The sequence below is a fragment of the Methyloligella sp. GL2 genome (genome assembly GCF_013341275.1).
Taxonomy (GTDB): Bacteria; Pseudomonadota; Alphaproteobacteria; order Rhizobiales; family Methyloligellaceae; genus Methyloligella.
Window position 1 is genome coordinate 2,133,564 of record NZ_CP054476.1, and the last position, 23,572, is coordinate 2,157,135.

At 64.7% G+C, this 23,572-nt stretch carries 24 protein-coding genes; 11 read left to right on the top strand and 13 right to left on the bottom strand.

The features are described from left to right. Positions 1-86: 86 nt before the first annotated feature. The 3 genes from HT051_RS10120 to HT051_RS10130 all read left to right on the top strand — a co-directional run bounded on the left by HT051_RS10120 (position 87) and on the right by HT051_RS10130 (position 1,240). A complete protein-coding gene (locus HT051_RS10120; RefSeq protein WP_174541915.1) occupies positions 87-332 on the top strand; it encodes a hypothetical protein in 246 nt (81 codons plus the stop codon). Positions 333-556: 224 nt separating this feature from the next. Further along, complete coding sequence (locus tag HT051_RS10125; RefSeq protein WP_174541916.1) at positions 557-712, top strand: hypothetical protein; 156 nt, start codon at positions 557-559, stop codon at positions 710-712. Between the two features lie 42 nt (positions 713-754). Continuing rightward, positions 755-1,240 (top strand): hypothetical protein, encoded by a 486-nt coding sequence (locus tag HT051_RS10130; protein WP_174541917.1) that lies wholly within the window; start codon positions 755-757, stop codon positions 1,238-1,240. Between the two features lie 37 nt (positions 1,241-1,277). On the opposite strand, the gene pabB is transcribed toward HT051_RS10130, so the two are convergent. From pabB to HT051_RS10160, 6 genes are all read right to left on the bottom strand, one after another. After that, a complete protein-coding gene (gene pabB / locus HT051_RS10135) occupies positions 1,278-3,125 on the bottom strand; it encodes an aminodeoxychorismate synthase component I (RefSeq protein WP_174541918.1) in 1,848 nt (615 codons plus the stop codon). A gap of 115 nt (positions 3,126-3,240) precedes the next feature. Further along, positions 3,241-4,044, bottom strand: a complete 804-nt coding sequence (locus HT051_RS10140) for a formylmethanofuran dehydrogenase subunit C (protein ID WP_174541919.1) — start codon at positions 4,042-4,044, stop codon at positions 3,241-3,243. Continuing rightward, entirely contained in the window at positions 4,041-4,949 is a 909-nt protein-coding gene (gene fhcD / locus HT051_RS10145; RefSeq protein ID WP_174541920.1) for a formylmethanofuran--tetrahydromethanopterin N-formyltransferase, read from the bottom strand. The genes HT051_RS10140 and fhcD overlap by 4 nt, the downstream gene beginning before the upstream one ends. Continuing rightward, on the bottom strand, positions 4,937-6,571 hold the full coding sequence (locus tag HT051_RS10150) for a formylmethanofuran dehydrogenase subunit A (protein WP_174541921.1): 1,635 nt from the start codon (positions 6,569-6,571) through the stop codon (positions 4,937-4,939). The genes fhcD and HT051_RS10150 overlap by 13 nt, the downstream gene beginning before the upstream one ends. A 2-nt stretch (positions 6,572-6,573) precedes the next feature. Next, a complete protein-coding gene (locus HT051_RS10155) occupies positions 6,574-7,674 on the bottom strand; it encodes a hypothetical protein (protein ID WP_174541922.1) in 1,101 nt (366 codons plus the stop codon). A gap of 100 nt (positions 7,675-7,774) precedes the next feature. After that, positions 7,775-8,161: a 4a-hydroxytetrahydrobiopterin dehydratase gene (locus HT051_RS10160; RefSeq protein WP_174541923.1), complete on the bottom strand. Its 387-nt coding sequence runs from the start codon at positions 8,159-8,161 to the stop codon at positions 7,775-7,777. 304 nt (positions 8,162-8,465) lie between these two features. On the opposite strand from HT051_RS10160, the gene HT051_RS10165 reads away from it, so the two are divergent. From HT051_RS10165 to fae, 7 genes are all read left to right on the top strand, one after another. After that, on the top strand, positions 8,466-9,479 hold the full coding sequence (locus tag HT051_RS10165) for a GHMP kinase (protein ID WP_174541924.1): 1,014 nt from the start codon (positions 8,466-8,468) through the stop codon (positions 9,477-9,479). Between the two features lie 157 nt (positions 9,480-9,636). Beyond that, positions 9,637-10,533, top strand: a complete 897-nt coding sequence (locus HT051_RS10170; RefSeq protein ID WP_174541925.1) for an NAD(P)-dependent methylenetetrahydromethanopterin dehydrogenase — start codon at positions 9,637-9,639, stop codon at positions 10,531-10,533. Beyond that, a complete protein-coding gene (locus tag HT051_RS10175) occupies positions 10,523-11,644 on the top strand; it encodes an ATP-grasp domain-containing protein (RefSeq protein ID WP_174541926.1) in 1,122 nt (373 codons plus the stop codon). Before HT051_RS10170 ends, HT051_RS10175 begins: the two co-directional genes overlap by 11 nt. Before the next feature lie 68 nt (positions 11,645-11,712). After that, on the top strand, positions 11,713-12,630 hold the full coding sequence (gene mch / locus HT051_RS10180; protein ID WP_174542965.1) for a methenyltetrahydromethanopterin cyclohydrolase: 918 nt from the start codon (positions 11,713-11,715) through the stop codon (positions 12,628-12,630). Positions 12,631-12,655: 25 nt separating this feature from the next. Further along, complete coding sequence (locus tag HT051_RS10185; protein WP_174541927.1) at positions 12,656-13,648, top strand: RimK family alpha-L-glutamate ligase; 993 nt, start codon at positions 12,656-12,658, stop codon at positions 13,646-13,648. Further along, the gene (locus tag HT051_RS10190) at positions 13,645-14,502 is read left to right on the top strand and encodes a triphosphoribosyl-dephospho-CoA synthase (RefSeq protein WP_174541928.1); all 858 of its coding nucleotides are present in this window, start codon (positions 13,645-13,647) and stop codon (positions 14,500-14,502) included. Before HT051_RS10185 ends, HT051_RS10190 begins: the two co-directional genes overlap by 4 nt. Positions 14,503-14,695: 193 nt before the next feature. Continuing rightward, positions 14,696-15,205 carry a formaldehyde-activating enzyme gene (gene fae / locus HT051_RS10195; protein ID WP_174541929.1) on the top strand — a complete coding sequence of 170 codons (510 nt, stop codon included), beginning with the start codon at positions 14,696-14,698 and terminating at the stop codon, positions 15,203-15,205. A gap of 120 nt (positions 15,206-15,325) precedes the next feature. On the opposite strand, the gene HT051_RS10200 is transcribed toward fae, so the two are convergent. Next, positions 15,326-16,057, bottom strand: coding sequence for a HisA/HisF-related TIM barrel protein (locus tag HT051_RS10200; protein WP_174541930.1), 732 nt, complete (start codon positions 16,055-16,057; stop codon positions 15,326-15,328). Between the two features lie 101 nt (positions 16,058-16,158). Here HT051_RS10200 and HT051_RS10205 point away from each other — a divergent pair, with 101 nt between their 5' ends. Beyond that, entirely contained in the window at positions 16,159-17,229 is a 1,071-nt protein-coding gene (locus tag HT051_RS10205) for a hydantoinase/oxoprolinase family protein (protein WP_174541931.1), read from the top strand. Positions 17,230-17,790: 561 nt separating this feature from the next. Here HT051_RS10205 and HT051_RS10210 read toward each other — a convergent pair. From HT051_RS10210 to HT051_RS10235, 6 genes are all read right to left on the bottom strand, one after another. After that, complete coding sequence (locus HT051_RS10210) at positions 17,791-18,357, bottom strand: DUF447 domain-containing protein (protein WP_174541932.1); 567 nt, start codon at positions 18,355-18,357, stop codon at positions 17,791-17,793. A gap of 1 nt (position 18,358) precedes the next feature. Beyond that, complete coding sequence (locus HT051_RS10215; RefSeq protein ID WP_246810053.1) at positions 18,359-19,816, bottom strand: DUF6513 domain-containing protein; 1,458 nt, start codon at positions 19,814-19,816, stop codon at positions 18,359-18,361. A 66-nt stretch (positions 19,817-19,882) separates the two neighbouring features. Further along, entirely contained in the window at positions 19,883-20,554 is a 672-nt protein-coding gene (locus tag HT051_RS10220) for a hypothetical protein (RefSeq protein WP_174541933.1), read from the bottom strand. Next, entirely contained in the window at positions 20,554-20,991 is a 438-nt protein-coding gene (locus HT051_RS10225) for a dihydroneopterin aldolase (protein WP_174541934.1), read from the bottom strand. The genes HT051_RS10220 and HT051_RS10225 overlap by 1 nt, the downstream gene beginning before the upstream one ends. Before the next feature lie 68 nt (positions 20,992-21,059). After that, positions 21,060-21,797, bottom strand: coding sequence for a (5-formylfuran-3-yl)methyl phosphate synthase (locus HT051_RS10230; RefSeq protein WP_174541935.1), 738 nt, complete (start codon positions 21,795-21,797; stop codon positions 21,060-21,062). 77 nt (positions 21,798-21,874) lie between these two features. Then, positions 21,875-23,551: a tetratricopeptide repeat protein gene (locus HT051_RS10235; protein WP_174541936.1), complete on the bottom strand. Its 1,677-nt coding sequence runs from the start codon at positions 23,549-23,551 to the stop codon at positions 21,875-21,877. Between the last annotated feature and the right edge of the window lie 21 nt (positions 23,552-23,572).

Sequence of the window (23,572 nt, forward strand, 5' to 3'; positions counted from 1 at the left end):
AGAAACGCTGGGATCGGCGCAAGGTTGCGCTAATCTGTCCCGCATCTGTCTCGAACGCCCGAACGGCGGCAACAAGGAGTCCAACGATGACGTCGGTGACGAAGGAAGAACTAGAGCAGGCAAAGCTCGATCCGGCTTCGGTGTTTCATAAGCCGGCCGATGTTCTGGCCGCCGACATTGCTAAGGACGACAAGCTGGCCATTCTCAAACGCTGGGAGCTCGATGCCGATGCGCTGCTGCGCGGCGGCGACGAGGGCATGATGGAAGATCCCAGCAGCGCCGAGCTGGTCCGTGCCGTGCAAGCGGCGATGGAAGAGCTGGACGCCCTATAAAGCTCCCGCCTTCACCTCCCCGATCATCGCGACATCAGCCAGCCGGGTCCGGCCTGTTTCGGAACATCGCCGCCCGGCTCTGCGTTTGTCCCTCAGGCTCCGGCCAGAGGCACGCTGGCGAGTCTCCGTCGGCATATGCCCAAAGCTGAGCGTTTCAATTTCCGGCCGCGAGCCTTGTGATCGAGACTTGCGATATAGAACCGCAGTTTTCCAGAGGTGATCTTATGGCCGAACAGAGTACATCCACCGAGTTGAACCCCAAGGAGGCCCGCCAGGGCACCCGGCCCAATGCTATGGTCTGGGTTCTCGGTATTTCGACCGTGGCCGCCGCCGTGCTGCTCTATCTGATCCTCGCGGTCGGCTGGACGGGCGCGCCCTAAGCGGTGCATCTTGAAACGGGCACTGATCGAGGGAGGCGGATTTTGCGCGAATTAAGGCGTCACGGCCGGCTCGCCGGCATGCTTGCCGGTGCGATGTTGCTGCTTGCGCCGCTCGGCGCAGGCGCGGCGGAACCGATGCCGGACTCTGAGCCCGCACCCCGCGCCGCGGAGGATCCGGAGCGCAGCTTCGCCGAGAAGCTCAGCGAGGCCCAGGCGCTTGCCGCGACCCGGCTCGCGGAGGGAATCGCGGCGCTGGAGCGCCAATCGCAAGAGGCCGCCGACACCCTGCAGGATTGGCAAGACGACTTCGCCGCAACCTGGTCCGATATGGAAGCCAGCTTCGATACGCTCGGCGAAGAGCTGTCGCGCTCCTTCACCGAAATGAAGCGCCTCACCGAAGAGACGCTGGATACGCTGTCATACTGGATGCACGGCTCGCCGGCCGAAGAGTCGCCGGAGCGGGCCCGCCCGAAGACGCCCTCCGAGAAAAACAAACCCGTCGGCGAAGGCCCGCCGATCCGGATCTAGCTGCCCCGGCAGCTCCCCTGCCCTTCGTTCTTATCGCTTAGCTCTCCGCGGCGACGGATTCGCCTGCCGCGGTTTCGCCGCCGGCGTCCTGCAGCTCGGCGAGAATCAGGCCGCGCACCGAATTGCCGAGATAGATGCGGTCGGCGCGGGCAAGGTCTTCCAGGGTCAGGATCGCTTCGGAGGCTTCCACCCGCGGCAGATCGAGCAGCTCCTCTCGCAACGTGCCCGGCAGCAGCCCGCACGCAACCGCCGGGGTATAGAGACGTCCGTCCTGTTCCAGGAACAGATTGGTGCGAGTGCCTTCGGTCAGCTCGCCCTTGCTGTTGACGAACACCACCTCGTCGCAGCCGGTACGCTCCTTCTGCCGCGCCAGCTCGCCATCGTAGAATTGGCGGTGGGTGGTCTTGTGGAAGAAGAACGGATCGGTCTCGTCGACCGGCTTGTCCGAGACCACGAAGCGCCACACCGTGCCTTTCGCCGGCAGCGCGATCTCGGTGGAGGTGACGGTGATTGCGCCATCCTCGGCGAGCAGCAGCCGCACCATATGCACCTGGCCTTCCAGACGCTCCGCATGAGCGGCCAAAGCGGCACGGATATCGTTGCGGTCGAAGGGATAGCCGAAATGATGCGCCGAGGCCTGCAGCCGGCTCAAATGTCGGTCCAGCAGGTAGAAGCCGTGCTCGCGCTCCCAGCGGATGGTCTCGATCAGCTCGAAGCTCTCGGCGGGCTTGGTGAGGAATTCGCCCTTCAGCAGGCATTCCTCATATTCGGCATCGGCCTTGGAATCGGCGACGACACCGCTGCCGATGCCCATCTCGCCCTGATAGTGCCCGTCATGGCCGTGCAGCATCAAGGTGCGGATGGCGACGTTGAACTCCGCATCGCCGGTCGGTGCGATGGTGCCGACGGCGCCGGTATAGACGCCGCGGGGCAGAGCCTCCAGCTCGCGGATGATCTCCATGGCGCGCACCTTCGGCGCACCGGTCACCGAGCCCGAGGGGAACAGCGCTTTCAGCATCTGGGCAAGGCTCAGCTCCGCGCGCAGCTTGGCGCGAATGCCGGAGGTCATCTGATGCACCGTGCGGTAGGTCTCCACGGTGAAAAGATCGGTGACCTCGACGGAGCCGATCTTGGCCAGACGGCCGACATCGTTGCGCAGCAGATCGACGATCATCAGATTCTCGGCGCGCTGCTTCTCGTCCACGGCGAGCCAGGTCTTCAACCGGCCGTCCTCGCGCGGGGTGCGGCCGCGCGGGGCGGTGCCCTTCATCGGGCGGGTGGCGATCTCGTCGCCCTCCTGCTTGAAGAACAGCTCCGGCGAGAAGGAGAGGCACTGAAAATCCTCGGCGCTGATCAGGGCACCATAGGAGACGCGCTGCTTGCGGCGGAGCGCCGAATAAAGCGCCACCGGATCGCCGTCGAAGCCGAAGAAATATTTCAGGGTCAGATTGATCTGATAAACATCGCCGGCGGCAATGTACTGCTTCACCTTGGCGAAGGCCTCGGCGTATTCCTCCTGCTCCCAGGACAGACGCAGATCGTGCACCTCGGCCGGCTCGCGCCCGCCATGGCGGTCGAGCCAATCCTTGGTCTCGGCATCGTTGAAGCGCTGGGGTCCGCGGAACAGGCCGATCCAGAACAGCGGCTGATTGCGGTCCATGGGCATGAGACCGGCGAGCTTCGGCTCCATGCAATAGCCGAGCTCGTAGGAGAAGAAGCCGGCGGCGTAGAGGCCGCGCTTCAGCCCTTGCGAGACCGCTTCGATCTTCTCCTCGACCTCGTCCGGGCTATTGCAGACGATGATCTCCAGCGGCTCGCGATACAGCAGGCAGACCCCGCCCGGGGTCAGGCTGTCATCCAGTAAGACGTAAGGGGATGTGCTCATCTAACAATAGCGGCCTTCGGCTGTCCGCCCATAAACGATCATAGGGACAAACGGGCCAAGATCGAGGCGCTGCCCTTCGAAATCCGGGGCGAAAGCACTCAATATAGAGGCTTTGTCAGCGCAGGATAAGCATTTCGCCTTTGCCGAGGGCGGCCATATCGCCCATCAGCCGCTGGGCTTCGCGCCCCAGGCGAACCTTGATCCCATCGGCTTTCAGCGCGCGTTCCAGCAGATTGAGATAGGTGAACTCGATCACGCCGCAATCGGCATAGGTCGGCAAAATCTGCTTCGGCTTCTTCTTGAAGATCAGCGAGCCGCGCTTCAGCCCATAGCCGGCATTGCGGCCGACCTTGCCCTGAAACAGGATGGTGCCGGCCACCACGCGGGCGCCAGCATATTCGCCGGCATCGCCGCCGACGGTGATCAGGCCGCGGCGCATGCGCTCGGCAAGATACGGGCCGGCATTGCCGCCGATAAACAGGCGTCCGCCGCGCATACCATGCACCTCACCCACGGTGAGGCCACCTGCCCGCTCGCCGACATTGCCCTTGATGTCGATGGTGCCGTTGGACATGGCCGCGCCGGCATAGGCGGCGGCATTGCCCGTCACCTCCAGCGTGCCGCCCTTGAACTTAGCGCCAAGATAAGCACCGGCATCGCCGTCGACCAGGATCTCGCCCTCGCTCGAGCCGGCGCCGATACGGTCGCAGCGGTCGGTGGTGCCGAGGAAGCGCAAGCTGGCGGCGTCCTTGCCGGTCACCTTGAAATAGTCGCCGACAGAGGCTGTGCCGGCCAAGGTCGGGAGCGCCAGGCCGGCGATATCCTTCGCCTTCATCCCGGCCAGGCGGTCGGGGATCAGCGCTGAGAGGTCGAGCGGCTCTTCGGGAGCCTGCTTCAATTCGAAAGTCAGGGCGCTCACGCGATGACCTCCTTCAGATGAAAGTGGTGGGGCCCGAGATTGCCGCCGTAATTGCCGGCCGCAATGCGCAGCACGCCGTCGCGCGTGCCGCCATCGACAATCGCCTTGATGCCGGCACCCATGGCCTTGGCAATGGCCTCAGGCGTCAGACCGTCGATAACGATCTCCAGCACCGCCTCGGCATTCATCGGCAGCTCGCTCTTCACCGCGCCCTTCAGGGTCGGGCAATAGGCATCGTTGGTGGAGGCCATCTGGCCCTTATATTTCGAGCCCACCTTGGAGCCGGAGCGGACGATACCGCCGGGGAACGGGGTGATGATATCGGGCATCGGCGCCATCGCCTTCACCGCGCGCTCGCAAGCCGCCAGCGCGCCGGCATGGGACTTCGCCACCACCAGCAGGTTGCCGCCGCCGACCGCATCGCGGGTATAGCCGGTGCGGTCCTCGCAGACGAACTCGCCGTCCATCACGGGCACGCGCCAGAAGCGGCGGCCGTTCAACACTTTCGACATCTGCCAGCCATCGCCGAAGAAGCGCAGCGAATGGCCAAGCTTCAGCCCCTTCTTGGGCGGCAGCCCGGCGAAGCAGGCGGTTCCGGGACAGGTCAGCACGCATTGGCCGACGCGGTCGCGGAGCTGGGTCTGCAGCTTGCTCTGGCTCATGGTGAAGAGCAGCACGGAGACGCCGGGGCGTCCGTCATAGGTCTCGCTGCGCGAGAGCGTGCGTTCGATGCCGCCCTCTGCGCCGCAGGCGATCACCGAGGTGGCGAACCCGGTCATGGTGCGCGCCGCGATATCCGCCCATTTCGCGGTCGGGGCGGTGATGATCACCCGGGTTCCCACCATGGGGAAGGCCTCGGCGAACGTGTCGACGATCGTGACGCCTTTGAGCTTTATGTCCGACATGGCACCATCTGGAAGCGATCTTCAGTGTTGGCGATATCTTCCGGCACACCGAAGACCTTGGGATCGATACCGTAGCTTTCGCCGTAGAAATCTTTGACGCGGCGCTCGATCTTGGAATCGAAGCCGGGATCGGCCTGGAACACCTTGCCCCAGGTGACCTCGACGACGTCGCCGTCGCGCATGATCAGCTTGCCGTCCTTGAACACGTAAGATGCGCGATCGAACATCTCCGCCTTGTTGGGCTTGTCGGTATAGACCGCCACGTCGCCCACGGCGCCGGGGCTGAGATGGCCGCGATCGGTCAGGCCGAGCAGCTTGGCCGGTGCGGCGCGGGTCATCACGGCAAGATCGGAGAGCGTGATCTCACGCTCGATCTCGGCCAGGTTGGTGGCCTCCTTGACGCCCTCGGGCAGCTTGTCCAGCCAGCGGGCCCGCTCGTCCTTGTCCATCAAGAGCTGGAAGATCTCCGGATAGCGGGTGAACAGCGCGCCGTTCGGGTGGTCGGTGGAAAACAGCACCTGCCAGTAGCTGTCGGCGAGGAGGAAGATCTCCAGCCCGATAGCCCATTGCACTGCGTTGATAAAGCTCTTGGCCTTGTATTTGTAGGGCACCACGCCGGTGCCGTTGCCCTCGCCCTGATACAGCGCCCATTTGCCGGGGCTGGCGGCCTTGCGGCCGTCGAACTGGCGCAGCACGTCGCCGGAAATGGTGACGGTCTGGCCGAATAGAGGCTGGCCGACATCGACGGTGACATTGGGATGGGCCTTGAGCGCTTCGACCAGGCGTGGCGCAGCGGAGGAGAAGCCCTTCTCGCCTTCCTTGCCGTAGCTGTAGAACTGGATGTGGGCGAAATGGATCGGCACGCCGTCCGAAGCTTCTATCGTGGCGATGGCGGTATCGATATTGCCGGCGATGCCGAGATTGTTGCAGTGGACATGGGCCGGGTGCGGCACGCCGAGATCCTGCACCGCATGCTGCATGGCCTGCACGATCTGCCGCGAGGTAGTGCCGTATTCGGGCACCTCGTCGTCGAGATCGAAGGTGCGGGCATTGAACTTGAAGGCTTCGGCGCCGCCGGCATTGATCACCTTGAGGCCGATGCCGCGGGCATGCTGCAAGGTCCAGGCGACGTAGTCTTCGATCTCGTTCTTGCTCGCCTTGCGGTGAAGCTGGCGCAGCGCGAAATCGTCATTGCCGAGGATGATCAGCCCGCCGGTGTCGATCATCGGGATCTGGGCGAGCTCCAGATGGGTCTGGATGGCATGGGTCGGCTGCACCGCCGGCTCGATCACCGTTGTGTAGCCCATCTGCGCATAGCGCAGGCCCGTCGCGTAAGCGCCCCAGGAGGACGGGTTGGGCGGGATCGCCACGCCGCCGGATGCGGCGAGATAGGGAAGCTCCGGCATGAGCTGGCGCGCCAGCGTCACGTTGGAGCCGCCGATATGGGAATGCACGTCGACGGCGCCGGCCATCACCACCTTGCCCGAGACATCGTAAGTCTGATCGGGCTGGCGGCCTTCCGGCGCTTCGACGATACGGCCATTGTCGATAAACACGTCGCCAACCGCGTCGCGGTTATTGACGGGATCGACGACCCGGCCGCCCTTCAAGCGAATAAGCATGCTTACGCGGCCTCCTTGGCGTTCAGCTTGGCGCCGATGGCGTCGAGGATGTCGGAGACTTGCGGCAGGCCGCTGGCTTTGCCCTTGCCGGCGATCATGCCGATACCGGAAATCTCCGGAAGATACAGCGCCGCGTCGTGATCCTCGCCGGGAACGCCGACCTCGATGACGATCTTGGCGGCGCGCGGAGCGGCCTGGCCCGGATTGGTGATCAGGATGGTCGGCACACCTTTCGGCGGCTTCACGTCGGAACCGCCAAGCGCATCGACCCAGACCAGCGCATCCCCCTCGCCCGACTTCACCAGACGCTCGGCGCTGTAGCGCCAGGCGTCGTGCTCCGGCTTGCCATGAGCGAAGCTGGTGCGCACGGGCAGCCCGCAGGTCCAGACCGAGCAGAGATTGACGCCGTCGCCATTGCCGGGCGCGGCCACGGTGTAGCCGCCGGCGCGGGTGTCTTTGCAAAGCTCGCGGATCATATCGAGCACCACATGCAGGCTCGGCTCGTCGAGCTCCAGCGGCGAATAGACGAATACGGCGAAAGCGGAATCCTTCAGCTTCTTGGCCGCGGTGGCGATGGACTTGCCGAGCGCCGACTCGCCATCGCCGAACGAACGCCCCGCAACCGCGGCGGCGAGCATCGAGATGCCGGTGGCCAGCGACTGATTGCCGAGATCGACCTTGCTCGACTTGGCCGAGGACGGCACGCCCTTCGGCTTGCAGCCGATGGCGATCAGCTCGCGCGGATTGTCGCCGGGCCGCGGCAAGGTCTTCTCGGGGAAAATCTTGGTGAGCAGATCGGGATCCGCCTGCAGCGGGGCCTCGCCGAGAACCACCACCCGGTCGGACCGGTTGCGCAGCTCGCCGAAGCTGACGGGGTTCATGCCCCCTTCGCGCATCAGCCGGCTCGCGCGGGCAATCCCTTCGCCAGCGGCGTGATCCACCACGCCGCCAATCTTCTGAGCAAGCGCCAGAGCACTCTGCGCGCCCGCAATATCGGTCATCAGGCCTGCGATGACGGGTAGCTTCGCCTCTGCCAAAAGCTCGGCAGCGCGCTCCAGCCCGTCCGCTTCCTCAACCTCAGTACCGTCTAAATATACCGCCATGGGGCCGCACCTTTACGAGGAAGCAGATCGCCGCGCAAGCGCTGCGGTGACACAGCTCGGCGAGCTCCTCTTCCCGCCGGACGTCGCTCCGGCTCGAACCTTAAGATTTCTCTTTGTCGTATTTAATATAAGCGAAACGCTGATCGTCGCCCGGCGTGCCTTCGAGGGTGTTGTCCTCCAGCCGGGGCTGCCAATGCACCACATCCTCGATCTTCTTCGCCAGGGCAAAATCCTTGTCTGTGATTCCCTTGGCGTGATGATTCTTCAGCCGCACCTCGACCCAGGCATAAGAGGCCGTGATGTCGGGGTGGTGCCAGGCGGCCTCGGCGAGATGGCCGACCGTGTTGATCACCATCAGTGTGGATTTCCAGCTCGAGGTCTTATAGCGCCGGCGGATCCAGCCGCCCTCGAGTTGCCAATGGGGAAGCTCGGCCTTGAGCTTTTCCTCAACTTCTTCGTCGGTATAGACGCGTTCTGAATCTGCCATGAGAATTTGTCTTTTCGAAATAAGGTGGCGCCGCTGAATGGCCCTCACCATATCGAGAGGCTCCGGGGCCATCAATGGACGCCTCGTCTATCGAATAGCCACACAGCAGCAACGCGACAAGCCGACAGTGGTTGCATTCGACATCTTCCGATTGGATGAAGGGGGCAAGATCGACGACGAGTGGGACAGCCCGCCAATCGCGCCGCAGACGCCGGCGCCTGCGAGCGGGACGTTCCGAGGATTTGCATGACGTTGGCGACTCTGCTTCTCAGCGTCCCTGACTTTCGTATTTGGTAGTTTCGTTTTGGCCGAGCTTCACCCGACACTCACTCCCGCCCCCGACGGCTCCGGAACGCCTGGCGGCCCATCCGGCGCCGAACGCGTCACAGTGGATACCGCCGCGCGGGTGCATTTCGGCTTTTTCGATCCGAGCGGGAAAAGCGCCCATCCCTTCGGCAGTTTCGGGCTCGGGCTCGATGCGCCGCGCACGCGGCTGACGTTGCGCCGCGCCGAGCCGGATGCCGTGGAAGACAAAGACACCGGCCGTGCGGGGGAATATTTGCGCGATCTGGCAAAGGCCTACGGTACATACCGCACCTATTCTCTCAATATCGACGAGGCGATTCCGCGCCATGCCGGGCTCGGCTCCGGCACCCAGCTGGCCCTGGCGGTGGGAACCGCCTTCGCGGCGCTGGAAGGCATCGAATTGAGCCTGGAGGAGATTGCCATGCGGCTTGGCCGCGGGCGGCGCTCGGGCATCGGGCTCGGCACCTTCACCACTGGCGGGGTGGTGATCGATGGCGGTTCGGGGCCGGACAGCTTGCCGCCGATCCTGGCGCGTGCCGCCTTCCCGCAAGATTGGCGGGTGCTTCTGATCTTCAATCCGGGCTGCAAGGGGCTGCACGGTTCGGGCGAGCTGGCTGCCTTCGACCAGGCGCCCGCCTTTCCGGACGAGGCGGCGGCCGAGCTTCGGCGGCGCGCGCTCGAGGTCGCCCTGCCCGCGCTGGAGGCCTGCGATTTCAAGACCTTCTGCGCCGAGGTTGGCGGTTTACAGCAAATGATGGCCAGCTATTTCGCCCCGTATCAGGGCGGCGGCTTCGTCAGCACGTCCGTCGGCGCGGCGGTGGAGTGGCTTCGCGGCGAAGGCCTCACCGGCGTCGGACAAAGCTCCTGGGGCCCGACGGGATTCGCCCTGGTCGAGAGCGCGGCGGAAGGGGAACGCTTGCTGGCGAAAGCGGCGGCGGATGCGCGCTTTGCCGATCTGCGCTTCCAGCTGGTCTCCGGCTCGGATCGCGGCGCGTCGATCGAGACGAAATAAGCGTTACGTCGTCGCGTGACCTTTGCAGGTTTCGCCTTTGGGTTTACCTCTCACCCGGTTTTCAGCGATAAGGCTGATGGGGAGAGGCCGGCCGGGCCGTTCAAAACCGGCAAGGGATGAGAGACGCGATAACTGGCTTCAAGGAGATTTTGGCACGATGGCGCACCGCCACATTCTGCATATGCTGACCCCGCTGAAATATATGAGCCCCTTCGACGTCAACATGGCGGTCGATGCCGGGTTCGACGTGGTGATTCCCTATACCAGCGTGACGGTGAGCGACGTCGCCGGGCTGGTGCAGGACGCGATCTTCTCGCGCGGGCCCGAAGGGGTGAAGCGCACAGGCGTGTTCATCGGCGGCAAGAAAGCCATCGAAGCGCTGGACATGATGGACAAGGCCAAGGCGGCGATGGTGCCGCCCTTCGAAATCTCGGTGTTCGCCGATCCGGCCGGCTCCTTCACCACGGCCGCAGCCATGGTGGCCTGCGCCAACAAAGCGCTGCAGGACAAATTCTCCACCAATCTCTCCGGCAAGCGCATCGCCATCTATGGCGGCACCGGCGTGGTCGGCTTCGCCTCGGCGGTAATCTCCGGGCTGAACGGCGCGACCCCGGTTCTGGTCGGCTATGACGGGCCGGAGCGCGTGCGGCGTCTGGCGGAAGAATCCAACGCCCGCTTCGCCGCCAATCTGCAATATGCCGACGGCAGCACCGAGGAGCAGAAGACCGAGATCCTGAAAGAATGCGATCTTACCTTCTCCGCCGGTCCTGCCGGGCGCCAGCTCCTCACCACGCGGCAGCTGCATGAGGCCAAGGACCTCTTGGTCGCGGCGGATGTGAACGCGGTGCCGCCGGCCGGCGTCGAGGGTGTCGGCATCAACGACAATGGCGAGCAGATCGGCGATCTGAAGACCGTCGGCATCGGGGCGCTGGCCATCGGCAATGTGAAGTACCAGACCGAGGCCGGGCTGTTTAAGAAGATGATCGAGTCGGACAAGCCGCTCTATCTCGACTTCCGCGACGCCTACGATCTGGCCCAGACGCTTGCCCCTTAAGGACGCCTCCGTCCTGATCGCGAGCGTTTCGGCGCGGAGCCTTGCCGCCGCGGCGCGCGCGGCGGGGCTCGTCCCGCTCACAGCCGATTTCTTCGCCGACCGGGATACGCAAGAGCTGGCTGCCGCCAGTCTCAAGCTGCCCGGATCGCTGTCGGTCGGCTTTACCGAAGCGCCGCTGATGGAGGCGCTTCAGCAGCTTGCGGATAAGGCCCCCTCGCCCGTTCAAGGCGTGATCTACGGCTCCGGCTTCGAGGATAAGCCGGAGCTGCTGCGGCGCATCTCCGAACGCTGGCCACTGCTCGGCAACGACGCCGATACGGTGGACGCGATCAATTCGCCGGATATCTTCTTCGGCGCGCTGGAAGCCCTCCATATCCCGCATCCGGAAACCTCGCTCACCCCACCGCCCGATCCGGAAGGCTGGCTGGCAAAACGCATCGGCGGTGCCGGCGGCAGCCATGTGGTCTGGGCCGGTTCGGCGCATGGCTCGCATGGGCTCTACTATCAGCGGAAGATCACCGGGCGCCCGGTTTCCTGCCTGTTTGTCGGCAATGGCGAGGAGGCGCGTATCCTCGGTTTCAGCATGCAGTGGGCGGCGAGCACCTCGGGCAGGCTGTGGCGCTATGGCGGGGCGGCGCAGCCCGCCGAGCTCGATGCACCGATAAAGGACGCGATGTCCGGCTGGGTGGCGCAGCTGGTCTCCCATTTCGGGCTGCAGGGCCTGGGAAGTGCCGATTTCCTCGTGGATCGGGAGGATGCGCAGCTTCTGGAGATCAATCCACGGCCCGGCGCGACGCTGGATATCTTCGCCGCGACCGAGGCGCCGCTGCTGAGTTTTCACCTTGACGCGGTAACGACGCGAAAGCTACCCAGCCTTCCTGTCCCACCGGGCGCGGCGGCCTCGGCGATCGTCTTCGCACCGCGCGCCCTGACCATACCGCCGGACTTCGATTGGCCGCCCTATGCCGCCGACCTGCCGAAGCCCGGCGAGCGAATTGAACAGGACCGCCCCATCTGCACCGTGCAGGCGGACGGCTCCGATGCCGAGGCGGCACGCCGCCTCGCGGAAAAACGAGTTTCGTCTATTCTAGCCGCGCTAGCGGCCCCCTAGGAGGAGAGCAAGTGACAAAGATCAAGGCGCCCAGCGTGAATGCCAATGTGCAGCCCTTCATCGAGGACATGATCGAGGAGGCCGACGACCTTCGCGTCATCGTCTCCAAAGGCTCTCTCGGCGAGACACTGATCGATTGCGGCGACAAGGCTCCGGGCGGGCTGGAAGCCGGCCGGCGCATGGCGGAGATCTGCCTTGGCGGTCTCGGCTCGGTGACCTTCGAGGTTGCCGATGCGGCAAGCCCCTGGGCCTTCAACATCACGGTGCATACCAGCCAGCCGGTGCTGGCCTGCCTCGGCTCGCAATATGCCGGGTGGAGCCTTTCGGCCAAGCTGGATAACGGCAAGACCTATTACGTGCTGGGTTCGGGCCCGGCACGCGCGCTCGGCTCCTCCGAGCCGCTGTTCGAGGAGCTCGGCTATCGCGACAGCGCGAAGACCGGCTGCCTGGTGCTGGAGGCCGATTCGCCGCCGCCGCCCGCCGTGGTCGAGCAAGTCGCCGAGGCCTGCAAGCTGAAGCCGGAAGACCTCACCTTCATCTATGCGCCGACCTCCAGCATCGCCGGTTCGGTGCAGATCGTCGCCCGCAGCCTGGAAGTCGCCATGCACAAAGCGCATGAGCTGCACTTCCCGCTGGAGAATATCGTCGACGGCATCGCCTCGGCGCCGCTCGCTCCCCCTGCCCCGGATTTCATCCAGGCCATGGGCCGCACCAACGACGCCATCATCTATGGCGGCCGGGTGCAGCTCTATGTGAATGGAACGGAAGACGCCGCCAAGGAGCTGGCCGAGAAGCTGCCGAGCTCGGCGTCGAAGGATTACGGTGCGCCGTTCGCCGAAATCTTCTCCGCCGTGAAGGGCGATTTCTACGCCATCGACAAAATGCTGTTCAGCCCGGCCAAGGCGATGGTCACGTCGCTGGAGAGCGGCAAGAGCTTCGCTGGCGGCGGCATCGACGAGGTGCTGCTCGAGCGCTGCTTCGGCTAAGCCGCAGCCCTCTCGGATCGACGCCATGACTCACACCGGCGCGCCCTTACAGCCGATCGCCGCCGAGGATACCGGAACCCCGGCGCCTCAGGCGGCGGCGGACAATGCCGTCCTCGTTTTCGGGGACGGCAAAGATTGGCATGGGCGCCAGCTTGCCAAAGCCTTCAAGGCACGGGGCATCACGCCGCTCAACGTGCCGCTGATCTCGTGCGGCTTCGATACGGCACAGCCGCACGGGCTGCATATTCCGGGCCTCGGCGGGAAGCTGCCGCGTGCCGCCTTCGTGCGCTTCGTTCCGGGCGGCAGCTTCGAGCAGGTGACGGTCTATCTCGGCGTGCTGCATGCGCTTCGCGATCTCGGCGTCATGGTGTGGAACGATGCCCGCACCATCGAGGCCTGCGTCGACAAATCCACCACCAGCTTCCGGCTGCAACGCGCGGGGCTTGCGACACCGCGCAGCTTCACCACATCGAATCGCCAGGCGGCGGAGGAATTCGTCGCGGCGCTCACCGCTGAGGGCGCCAAGCTGGTGCAGAAGCCGCTGTTCGGCGCGCAAGGGAACGGACTTCATCTGATCGAGCATGCCGGCGACCTCGTCGATGACGAGGAGATGAGCGGGATCTACTACCTGCAGGAATTCGTAGCCCCGGCTTTCGACGATCTCTATCAGGATTGGCGGCTGTTCATCTGCCGCGGCCAGGTGGTCGCCTCGATGCTGCGCCACGGGGTGAGCTGGATCACCAATATCAAGCAAGGTGCGCGCGCCAAGGCGGCGATCCCCTCGCAGGAGCTCGCCGAGATGGGCTTGAAAGCCGCCGCCTGCGTCGGCGCCGATTATTGCGGGGTCGACGTGATCCAGGGCAAGGACGGCGCCTTCCAGGTGCTGGAGGTGAACAGCATGCCGGCCTGGAACGGGCTGCAGCGGGTCACCAAATTCGGCATCACCGAGCATGTGGTGGACCGGTTCCTCGATGCCGCGTTCGGCAGCGCCGTACCGCAAAGCCAGGAGGGCGTTTGAGCGCCCCGCTCCCAGACGACGTGGTTGCTGAGGCCTTCCGGCAGGCCTGCCTCGCCGAGCTCGATGCGCTGAAGCCGGGCAATGTGCATCGCCATGCCGGCGGTCATAGCCTTGATGTCGTAGATTTCGAAAAAAGTGCCGATGTCGCAGCCCCTTCGATCGGTGCCGATCTCAGCGTCGGCGCGCGCATCAAGGGCGCCGCCGAAGCCACCGCCAAGGCGACCGGCACCAACACCAATCTCGGTATTCTCTTGTTATGCGCGCCCCTCGCCGCGGCGGCGCAGAAGGACAGCAAACACAGCCTGCAGACCCGTCTCGCCAAGGTGCTGATGAAGCTCAGCCGGGAGGACGCCATCGCGGCCTATGCCGGTATCCGGGCCGCCAATGCCGGCGGGCTCGGCGAAGTCGCCGAGCACGACGTCGCCGACGAGCCTGGGATCACGCTGCTCGAAGCGATGGCCGAAGCGCAAGGGCGCGACCGCATCGCATGGAACTATACCCATGATTTTGCCGACATTTTCGAGCTCGGCCTGACGCGGCTGGACGAAGGTATGCGGCGCTGGGACGATCTGTCCTGGGCGATCTCCTCACTCTTTCTCGGCTTTCTCGCCGCCCATCCGGACAGTCTGATCGCGCGGAAATTCGGGATCGACGTGGCGGCCGCGTTGCGCAAGGAGGCTGTCCCCTTCGACGAAATGCTGGCCGAGACCAACACGCCGGACGAGGTCAGGCCGCAGCTTCTGGCGTTCGACCGCTCCTTGAAGGCGCGCGGCTTCAACCCCGGCACCTCCGCCGACCTGACGGTCGCGACTTTGTTCGCTGCCTCTTTACAGAGGCTGGAAACCCCGAAATGATGCCGCACGGTGCGGCGAAACAACGGGCTTGCCGATGCGTTGCGCACCGGACTATGTTCCTGCCCGTGGCTCGATGAGAGTTGTGGACAGGGGTCATTTTGAATACCTCTTTCGTGTGTGGACCGACCGGTTGCCCAAAGGTGAGCGGCGTCGGTTTTTGTTATGGTTGCTCTAACTAGGGAGGACTTGGTTTATGGCCAAGATCACCAATGTATGTGTCGGCGAGTCGCTCGTCGGTGAAGGTAACGAGGTCGCTCACATCGACCTGCTGCTCGGCCCGCGCGGCAGCGCCGTCGAGACGGCTTTCTGCAACGCGCTGACCAACAACAAGGATGGTTTCACCACCCTGCTCGCCGTGGTCGCTCCGAACCTGCTGTGCAAGCCGAACACCCTGCTGTTCAACAAGGTCACCATCAAGGACGCCCGTCAGGCCGTTCAGATGTTTGGCCCGGCTCAGTACGGCGTTGCTAAGGCCGTTGCCGACTCCGTCGCCGAGGGCGTGATCCCGGCTGACGAGGCCGACGATCTGTATGTCTGTGTTGGCGTGTTCATCCACTGGGAAGCCAGCGACGACAAGAAGATCCAGGACTGGAACTACCAGGCCACCAAGGAAGCTATCGCCCGCGCCGTCGCCGGCGAGCCGAAGGCTGCCGAAGTGACCGCCAAGAAGGATTCCGCTGCGCATCCGTTCGCCGCGGGCTGAAAAGAGACGCCCCCCGATCGGGGCAAATCCGGCACTTCACCGGGCCCGATACGGCGGTGGTTACAAAAGCTGGGTTTTTGAGTTCTTTTCCGGTGCTCGTATGAGCGCCGATTGAGGCCACTAGAATCGCCGCCTTCTCCGGAAGGCGGCGATTTCTTTTTGGGTGAGCGCCCCGCTATGCAGCGCGCTGGCAATCAGTGCCCCCGACACCCCCGCCTCGCGCAAGCTTTCCAGATCGGCGATCCCGCGCACGCCGCCGGCGGCGTAGAGCTTGGTGCCTTCTGGCGCGTTTCGAGCGATCTCGGCGAGACGAGCAAGATCCGGTCCGCCATCCATCCCCACCTTGGCCAAGGTCATGACGATGACCCGGCCCGGCCAGTATGCCGGATCGAGCAGCTCCACCGGGCCACGGAAGCCTTGGGCATCGAAATCCAGCGACAACACGCTGGCGCCCTCCTGGCGGAGGTCTTGCCATTGTTCCAGGGTGCTCAGGCTCTCGCTGCCGATCACCGGCACCGCACCGAGCGCCGACACCTGACGAAACGCCTGCACGCCGCTCACGCCCGAATCGAGCCAGAGCTCTGCCGGGCGCAGCGCCTCGGCAATAGCGGCGGCGATATCCGCCTGCAGCATCCCCTCCTGAATGGCATCGAGATCGGCGGCGTAGAGGATCGGCGCCTCGGCAAGATCGTGCAACGCGAGGCCAAGCGCCACGGGCTGGTCCGCCGGCCCGAGCGGCGTCTCAATGGAGCGGTATTCGGCACGGTTTCCGGCAACCCCCCGCACCACCTGGCCGGCTTTCAGATCCAGCACCGGGATGGCGGCAAAATCGGACGTGACAGGATCAGACATGACAGGACCAGATATGACAGGACCAGACATGGCAGCGCTTTCTTAGCAGCGCGGCGCTAAGCCATCTTGCGTCACGGTCCGGTTTGGCGGAGAGAAGAGGCATGAGCGATATCATCGGTTGGGATCTGGGCGGCGCCAATCTGAAGTTTTGCCGGCAGGTGGACGGTCGCCCCGTTGCGATCATGCAGATTCCCTGCCCCATCATCCCGGACCGGCGCAAGTTCGACGACGCCGCAGAGGCGGCGCTCGCCGCCATGCCGGAGATTGCGAAGGCCCGCCGCCACGCCGTCACCATGACCGGCGAGTTGTCGGACGTGTTCGAGAGCCGGCCCGAGGGCGTCACCTATCTGGTCGACTTGATGCTGGGCCTGGCCAAGAACGCTCCGGTCTGCGTCTATGGCGGCCGGGCGGGCTTCCTGAAGCCGGTGGACGCGATCAAGCGCTGGGAAGACGTCGCCTCGGCCAATTGGCACGGTACGGCGGCGTTTGCCGCCTCGGTGGTCGGCGACGGGCTGCTGATCGATATCGGCACCACCACCGCCGATCTGATCCCTCTGCGCAAAGGCGTGCCCTGCCCCCGCGGCTATAGCGACGGCGAGCGGCTAACCGAGGGCGAGCTGATCTATCGCGGCGTGGTGCGCACGCCGGTGATGGCGCTGCGCCCCACCGCTCCCTTCCAGGGCCGCATGCAAGGCGTCGCGGCGGAGAAATTCGCCACCCTCGCCGATATCTACCGGCTGACGGGCGCCCTGCCCGGCGATGCCGATCCCTATCCGACGGCGGATTCGCGCGGCAAGAGCGGCCCGGAAAGCGCCGCCCGCCTTGCCCGCATGCTGGGTCGGGATCTGGAAGATGCCACCTATGCCGAATGGGTGGCTCTGGCCGAGTGGTTCGCCGCCTGTCAGTGCGAGGATTTCGTCAACGCGGCCTTCGCGCTGATCGACCGCGACGGCATTCCCCCGGACGCCCCGGTGATCGGCGCCGGATGCGGCCGGTTCGTGGCCGAAGCGGTAGCAAAACGGCTGCAGCGCCCGTATCGCGATTTCGGCGCATTGGCCGGTGCACCGGCGGATTTACGCGGAAAAGCCGCCGATTACGCCCCCGCCGTGGCGATGGCGCTGCTCGCCGAAAAATCCTCTGCAACCAATCCGCTGCCCGAAAGTTGTCTCTGACGAGGAAACGCCCACGGAAGGGCTAAGGCCTTCTGTCGTGGCTGTTGTTAAGTCGTTGGAGTGACAGATGGGCCGATTCTTCATTGGGACCGCTTTTGCTGTGGGCGGTCTGCTTGTTCTCGGCGTCGGGCCTGCAATGGCCGCGCCGGGACAAGCGTTGGGCGGTTGGGGGCAAAGCCCCGATCTCCTGATCCAAGTCGACAGCACCACCCGGCAAATCCGGCGCTTGGAGCGCAAAGGCTTCACGGTGATTCCGCCCGTTCCGCCCATCGTCGTGCGAGAACCGGCGATGGTAGCGCCGGCAGCGGAGCGCCCGACCTCGTGCGGCGAGTATCACTTTTGGGACGGAACCCAATGCCTGGACGCCCGCTATCACGACCCGGATCTCAGCCCAACGCCTTAGCTGGATTGTACAGCGTCATGCCCGGGCGAAGACCCGGGCATCCAGGGGCTGGAGGACTCAGAGTGCGTAGCTCTGGATTGCCGGGCTATTTCCTATGCGCTACCGCGCTTCGCGCTGCTTGAGCGCGATACCCGGCAATGACGCGGTAGAAGTTTCCCCTATTCCACGGCGACGTAAAACGCGTCGATCTTCGCCATCAGTAAATCCCAGGCCTCGCGCTCGCGTGGGCCGGCGGTCTTCTCGATGGCGATGGTGAGATAGGCAATCTCCTGCTCCACCTTTTCGCGCGGCAGCATGGTCAGACGGCTGGCCAAAATCGCCGCTTCGATGACGGCGGATTTGGCGCGGTTCATGCCGAAGAACGGGGCGTGATTGACCACGCGCACCACGCGGCAGAAGAAGCGCGGACGAAGCTCGTCCTCCTCGATCCGCTCCACCGCAAGCTCGGCATGGGCCAACGTCTTGGCCAGGCGCGCACCGGGGATCTCTTCGGCCGGCACGGTCGGCCAGTCCTTATTGCCGGTGAGGCAGGCGGCGAAGATCAGCGCATCGTCGGTGAAATTGGCGACGGCGTAAGGCACCGCGCGGAGATTTTCCAGCGTGGTCGAGGGGTAGAACGGCGCAATGCTCCAGCCGTCCTCCTCGGCGGTGATACCGAGCGGCGTGACATGCAGCTTCCCTTCCGCATTCATGGTGGTGAGGATGGTCTCGCGGATCATCGGCATATCAGCTCGCCGGCTCCTTGGAAGATTTGGAGGTCTTGCCGGTGCCCTTATCGGTACGCTTGGCGGTCGCCTCCTGCTTCTTGGTGATCAGGGTGTGGCCGGCCTGTTTCAGCCTTGTGCGATCTTCCTCAGGCCGCTCCACAGCAACGCCGAAGCCCAGCGGCTCGTCCTGGGCGTAGCGCTTGCCGAGACGCCAGGCGATCTCCGCCTTGGCCAGCTCAGCGGCGAGATAGAAGGCGTGGGCGCCATCGGTATCGACGCCGAGCTTCGGGAAGAGATCGAACACATCCTGGGCGACCTCGTGCATATCGCGGTTGTAGATATGCACCCCATCCTCGGCGACCTCGATACGGAAATTCTTGTCGCGCACCTCGGCGGCGATCTCGGCGATCTCCTCCGGGGTCTGCACGAAGGGGCGCCGGTCGTGCAGCCCCATCAGCCCGTCGTCGTAATCCTTGGGTAGATCGTGCTCGGCGCGGGCGGCATACATGATGCGGCGGGCGAGATCGTGCTCCTCCACGGTGCGCCGCGTATGGGGGCTGACATGCACCACCAGCACATTGCGGATGGCGAGCTCGGCGCAAATCCCCATCAGCATGGCGGTGACGCCACCGGAATCGGCATCCGTCAGCTCGGTGAGATTGCCGGTGCCCATCAGGATCTCGCATTCCGGATAGTCGCGGCGGGTTTGCGCATAGCGCTCCAGCGAGGTCATGAAGCCGAAATTGATCGGATCGAGCACCGGGTCCGCCATATAGGGCAGCCCCTTCTTCTCCATGGCGTCCATGGCGCGATACAGCGATTGCAGATCGCCGTGATCCTTGGGGATCAGCACCGGGACCGAGGAGACTTCGTCGGCGATATGCAGCGTCTCCTCGTTGAGACTGAGCAGGAAGTCGGCGCCGGCCTTGCCGCCGCGCAGCAGTTCTTCGGGGTTCGCCGAATCCACGCTGACCTTCATCCCTTCCGCCTGCAGCGCATGGATGGCGTCGGCGAGATGGGGAAACGGCGTATCGGGCAGGCAGCCGAGATCGATCACATCGGCCCCGCCCTTGGCGAGCGTCGTGGCCCGGCGGAGCAGCGCCTCGATGGTGAGGTCGGAGGCATCGACGATCTCGGCGAAGATTTTGAGGTCGTATTTGCTCATATCGGCCTGGCGCTTGGCACGACCGAAATAGCTCGGCAGATCCTTCAGCTCGTCGGGCCCGCGCAGGAACGGCACGCCAAAGCGTTGGCTCAGCGCGTCGAGATCGGCGCGGCAGCGGCCGGGCACCATCACCTTGTCGGCGGTGATCGGCGTCGGCAGGCGGCGGGCGATGATCTCCTCGGTCATCAGCGCGGCGACTTTCACCCCGATATCGAACACCTCGTAGTCGAAATCGGGCTCCATGCCGGCGAGCACCGATTCCAGCCGCGGCTTGGCGATATGTCCGGTCAGGAAAAGAATGACGTCATCCACCACGTAAAAGGCACCAGTTCCGCCTTGCGGGAGGTTTTACCCCGCAACAGGCCGGTGCGCGAAGGTTTAGGCCGCGATCCGCGTGCCGCAGGTCGCCGAACGGGCAAGCGCGGCGCCAAAGACGGCCCGGTCCTCGGGACCGAGCAGATAGGCCGGCACCGCCGTGCCGCCCAGCATCTCCGGGAAGGCCTCGTCGACCACGCCATCCGCCGCCAGCATCGCAGCGCTCACCGCACTGCCGGTCCGCGGCACTTGCTTGATCATATAGCAGCACTCAGCGCCGAGCTGGCCAGCAAGCCACAGCGCCAGGCTGTCGGAAGTGATGGCCCAGGAGGGGGCGATATCGCTGCGCTTGCCGATATGGGCAAACGGCGCCCAGACGGCGATGCGGTTTTGGCCCAAGCTCTGCAGCAAGGCCTGCTCGCTGTCGCCGACCTCGAAATCGGGACGCAGCCCCGCCACCGCCCAGGCAAGCTGATCCATGGCCAGAAGCGCCATGCGATGGGCGGCGAGATCGTCGAAGCCGAGCGAGGTTTGGCAGTCGCGCACTTCGTCGGCAAGTGCCCCACCCCCCGGCACCACCACGATGGGGCGCGCGGCGGTGGCGACGGCATTCAGCCAGTCTTGCAAGTAAGGCGAGCGGACGACGCTACCGCCAAGCTTGACGACCACCGGGCGGATCATCTCGCCGCCATCGGGCGCGATCGCGTCCTGCCGCTTGAGGCCGGTTTCTGCCATCAGCTGCCGACCCGCTGGCGTACGATCTCCACGCCCACGGATCCCGGCGCCTTGTCCAGCTTCTCCACCTTCACCTTCACCAGATGCGCGCGCGGATGGGCCAGGCAATGAGCGGCGATCTCCTCGGCGATGGTCTCGGTGAGATTGATATGGCCGTTCAGCGCCACATCGCGCACGCCGTTTATGATCACGTCGTAATCGAAGGTATGGGCGATATCGTCGTTCAGCGCCTCGTCGGTGGCATCGATCTCGACATCCACCGAGATGCGCACCCGCTGGGTGACGCCCTTCTCGTTGGTATAGACGCCGATCTCGCAATCCAGCACGTAGTCGCGCACGAAGATGACGTCGCGCCGCGGCGCCTCGACGCCCGCGCTGCCGCCTGCATTCTCCTGCTTGCCCTTGCGGGGCATCGTCTTATCGGCAACGTCGTTCATTCAACCGCACTCACTACGCACAACAGCTGCATTCAAAACATTCGCTCCTAATGAAAAGCGCCTTCTCTCTAGCATATCGGGGCCGCCCCGCCGTCCGGCAATGGCGATTGGGTTAGCGGTTCCTGCCGCACCTCTTGCGGGATCAGCGCGCGGATCTTGGCGCAGCGCGCCGCATCCATCGCATTGTTTCGGGTTTCGCCATCGCAAAGTGCGCCGCGGAAGCCGAGGAGATCGGGCTGCAGCGGCAAGAGATATTGCAGATGGTGCGGTTTCAGCGACCCGGCAAGACCAGCCATCACCCCCTCCTGCTGCACCGTCTCAACGAAGCGGCGGAGCGATGCAAGATGCAGGTGGTCGAGCAGCGAGCCGTGCCCCTTTCGCCGCGTATCCAGCATCACGCCGGCCACGCCGATATTCTTCAGGATCGGCAGATATTCGAATTTGGGAAGATCGTCGGCGAACAGCACAGCGACGAGCCCCGCCCCGCCCGCAGGCGGCACGAGCGCGCCGAGACATGCTTCCGCTCCGGGGCCCGGGAAGACGCCGAACTTGACGTAATCGGCGCCGGTCTTCGCCGTCGTCTCGATTGCCGCCTGCACGCTCTCAGGCACCATAGGGAGATCGCCGATGGTGGCGCTGACCTTGGCCCGGCCGCCGATCTGCGCGACCACCACCGCGGCAGTTTTCGGGGAAACGGCACCAAGCGCCCCCCCGTCCGGCTCCTTCAGATCGATGATATCGGCGCCCGCCTGAAGAGCGGTTTCGGCCTCATCGGCGTTGCGCACGCTGGCAAGAAATTTCGTCATCGATGTCTGAATCTCAAAAAGCTGATCAATTGGGACGGACAGTATGCCAGACCGGCATCGCTTGCCAGACGGTGCGGCTAGCGAAGCAGCCAATCGAACAAGCCGCCACCTCCGCCGCTCCGGCGCCGCCGCTGTCGCGGGCGTTCATACTCGCGCGCGGTTTGCGACACCGCCGGGCGCGGGCGCCGAAGCTGAACTTCGTTGGTATTGCCTGCCGGATCGGTCACCGCCACCGAATACGGCGCCCAAGTCCAATCGGCACTGTTGGAGCCCCAACTATAGGGCTCTACCGCCACCACCTTCTTGGCCCAAAGATCGACGATGGCGACATAGACCAGGTCGCTGTCGCTGCCACTTGAGAAGCTGCCGGCATAGTAGCGCAACAGGCCGATGCCCTTCAGGCCGCTTTCCAGAAGCGACCATTGCAGGATCTTCGGCTTGCCCGATCCGAACATCTCGATCTCGGCGCGAACCGCCGGATACTCGTCGTTCACCGCCACGTAGCGGCTCGGCTCCAGCTCCTTGATCACCCAGCCGGAGACCGGCGGTCCCAGCGGGGTGCCTTCGGCGGGCGGCACCTCCTGATCCATAGCCAGCAGCGCCTCGCGGGCATCCTCGTCGAAAGGATCGTGCTTTAGAGCGGCACGGTAGGCGTCGATGGCATCGTTGTCGCGCTCCAGCGCCCGGTAGACATCGCCGCGCATCCGGGAGGCGAAGGCATCGTCGGGCGCCAGCGAGACGGCTTCCAGCGCGTCGGTCAGGGCTTGGTTAGGGCGCTCTGCCTTCAGCTTCGCTTCGGCCCGCAAGGCATAGGCCTCCGCCGTCGGCGCAAGGGCGATGGCGTGGGTCAGATCCTCGATCGCGTCTTCTTCCTTGCGGTAACTGGCGGTGCGCACCTTGCCGCGCTCCATATAGGCGGCGACCCGGTCGGGCTCCAGTTCGATGAGCTTGTCGAGATCGGTCTCGGCTGCGCGGTAATTGTTGGCCCCGTTATAGGCCTTGGCCCGGGAAAGCAGCAGATCGGGATTGTCCGGCTTGATGCTGAGGCTTTGGCTGAAGTCGGCCGCCGCTTCCTTGTATTTGCCGATAGCGAGGTAAGCCTCGCCCCGGTTGGTGTAGCAAGGCGCACAGCGCGGATCGAGCTGCAGCGCCCGGCTATAGTCGCGGATACCCGCATGATAGCGCTTCAGCTCGGCATGGGATTTGCCGCGGCCGTTCAGCACCACGGCGCTGTTCGGCATCAGCTCGACGGCCTTGCGGAAGTCCTGGAAGGCAGCATCGTGCTCGCCGAGCGCCTCATGGGCATTGCCGCGATTGTTATAGGCGACGCCGTAATTGGGCGAGAGCGCGATGGCGCGGTCGAAATCCTTCACCGCCTCTTCCGGATGGCCGAGATCGAGCAGCGCATTGCCGCGATTGTTGTAGACGGTGGCGTTTTCCGGCGAGATGGCGATGGATTGGTTGAAATCGTCGATCGCCTCCTTGGTCCGCTTCAGGCGCCATTTGGCGATGCCGCGGTCGCTATAGATGCTGGCCTTCACGAAGTCGGCGATCTCCGGCTCGCTCAAGGCCCGGTCGAGGATTCCGATCGCCTTCTCATACTGGCCGCGCAGCAGCGCCGCGGCACCCTCGCGCGCCCGCAGCAAGGTGACGTCCTCCTTGGCTACGGCTTGCGGCACAGGACAAAGCGCCAGAGCCAGAAGGCCGGCGAGGCAAGCGGTGCCAAGGGCTTTGCAGGTCAGTCCGCGGAGCATGGCCTTAATCCGAATGCACCA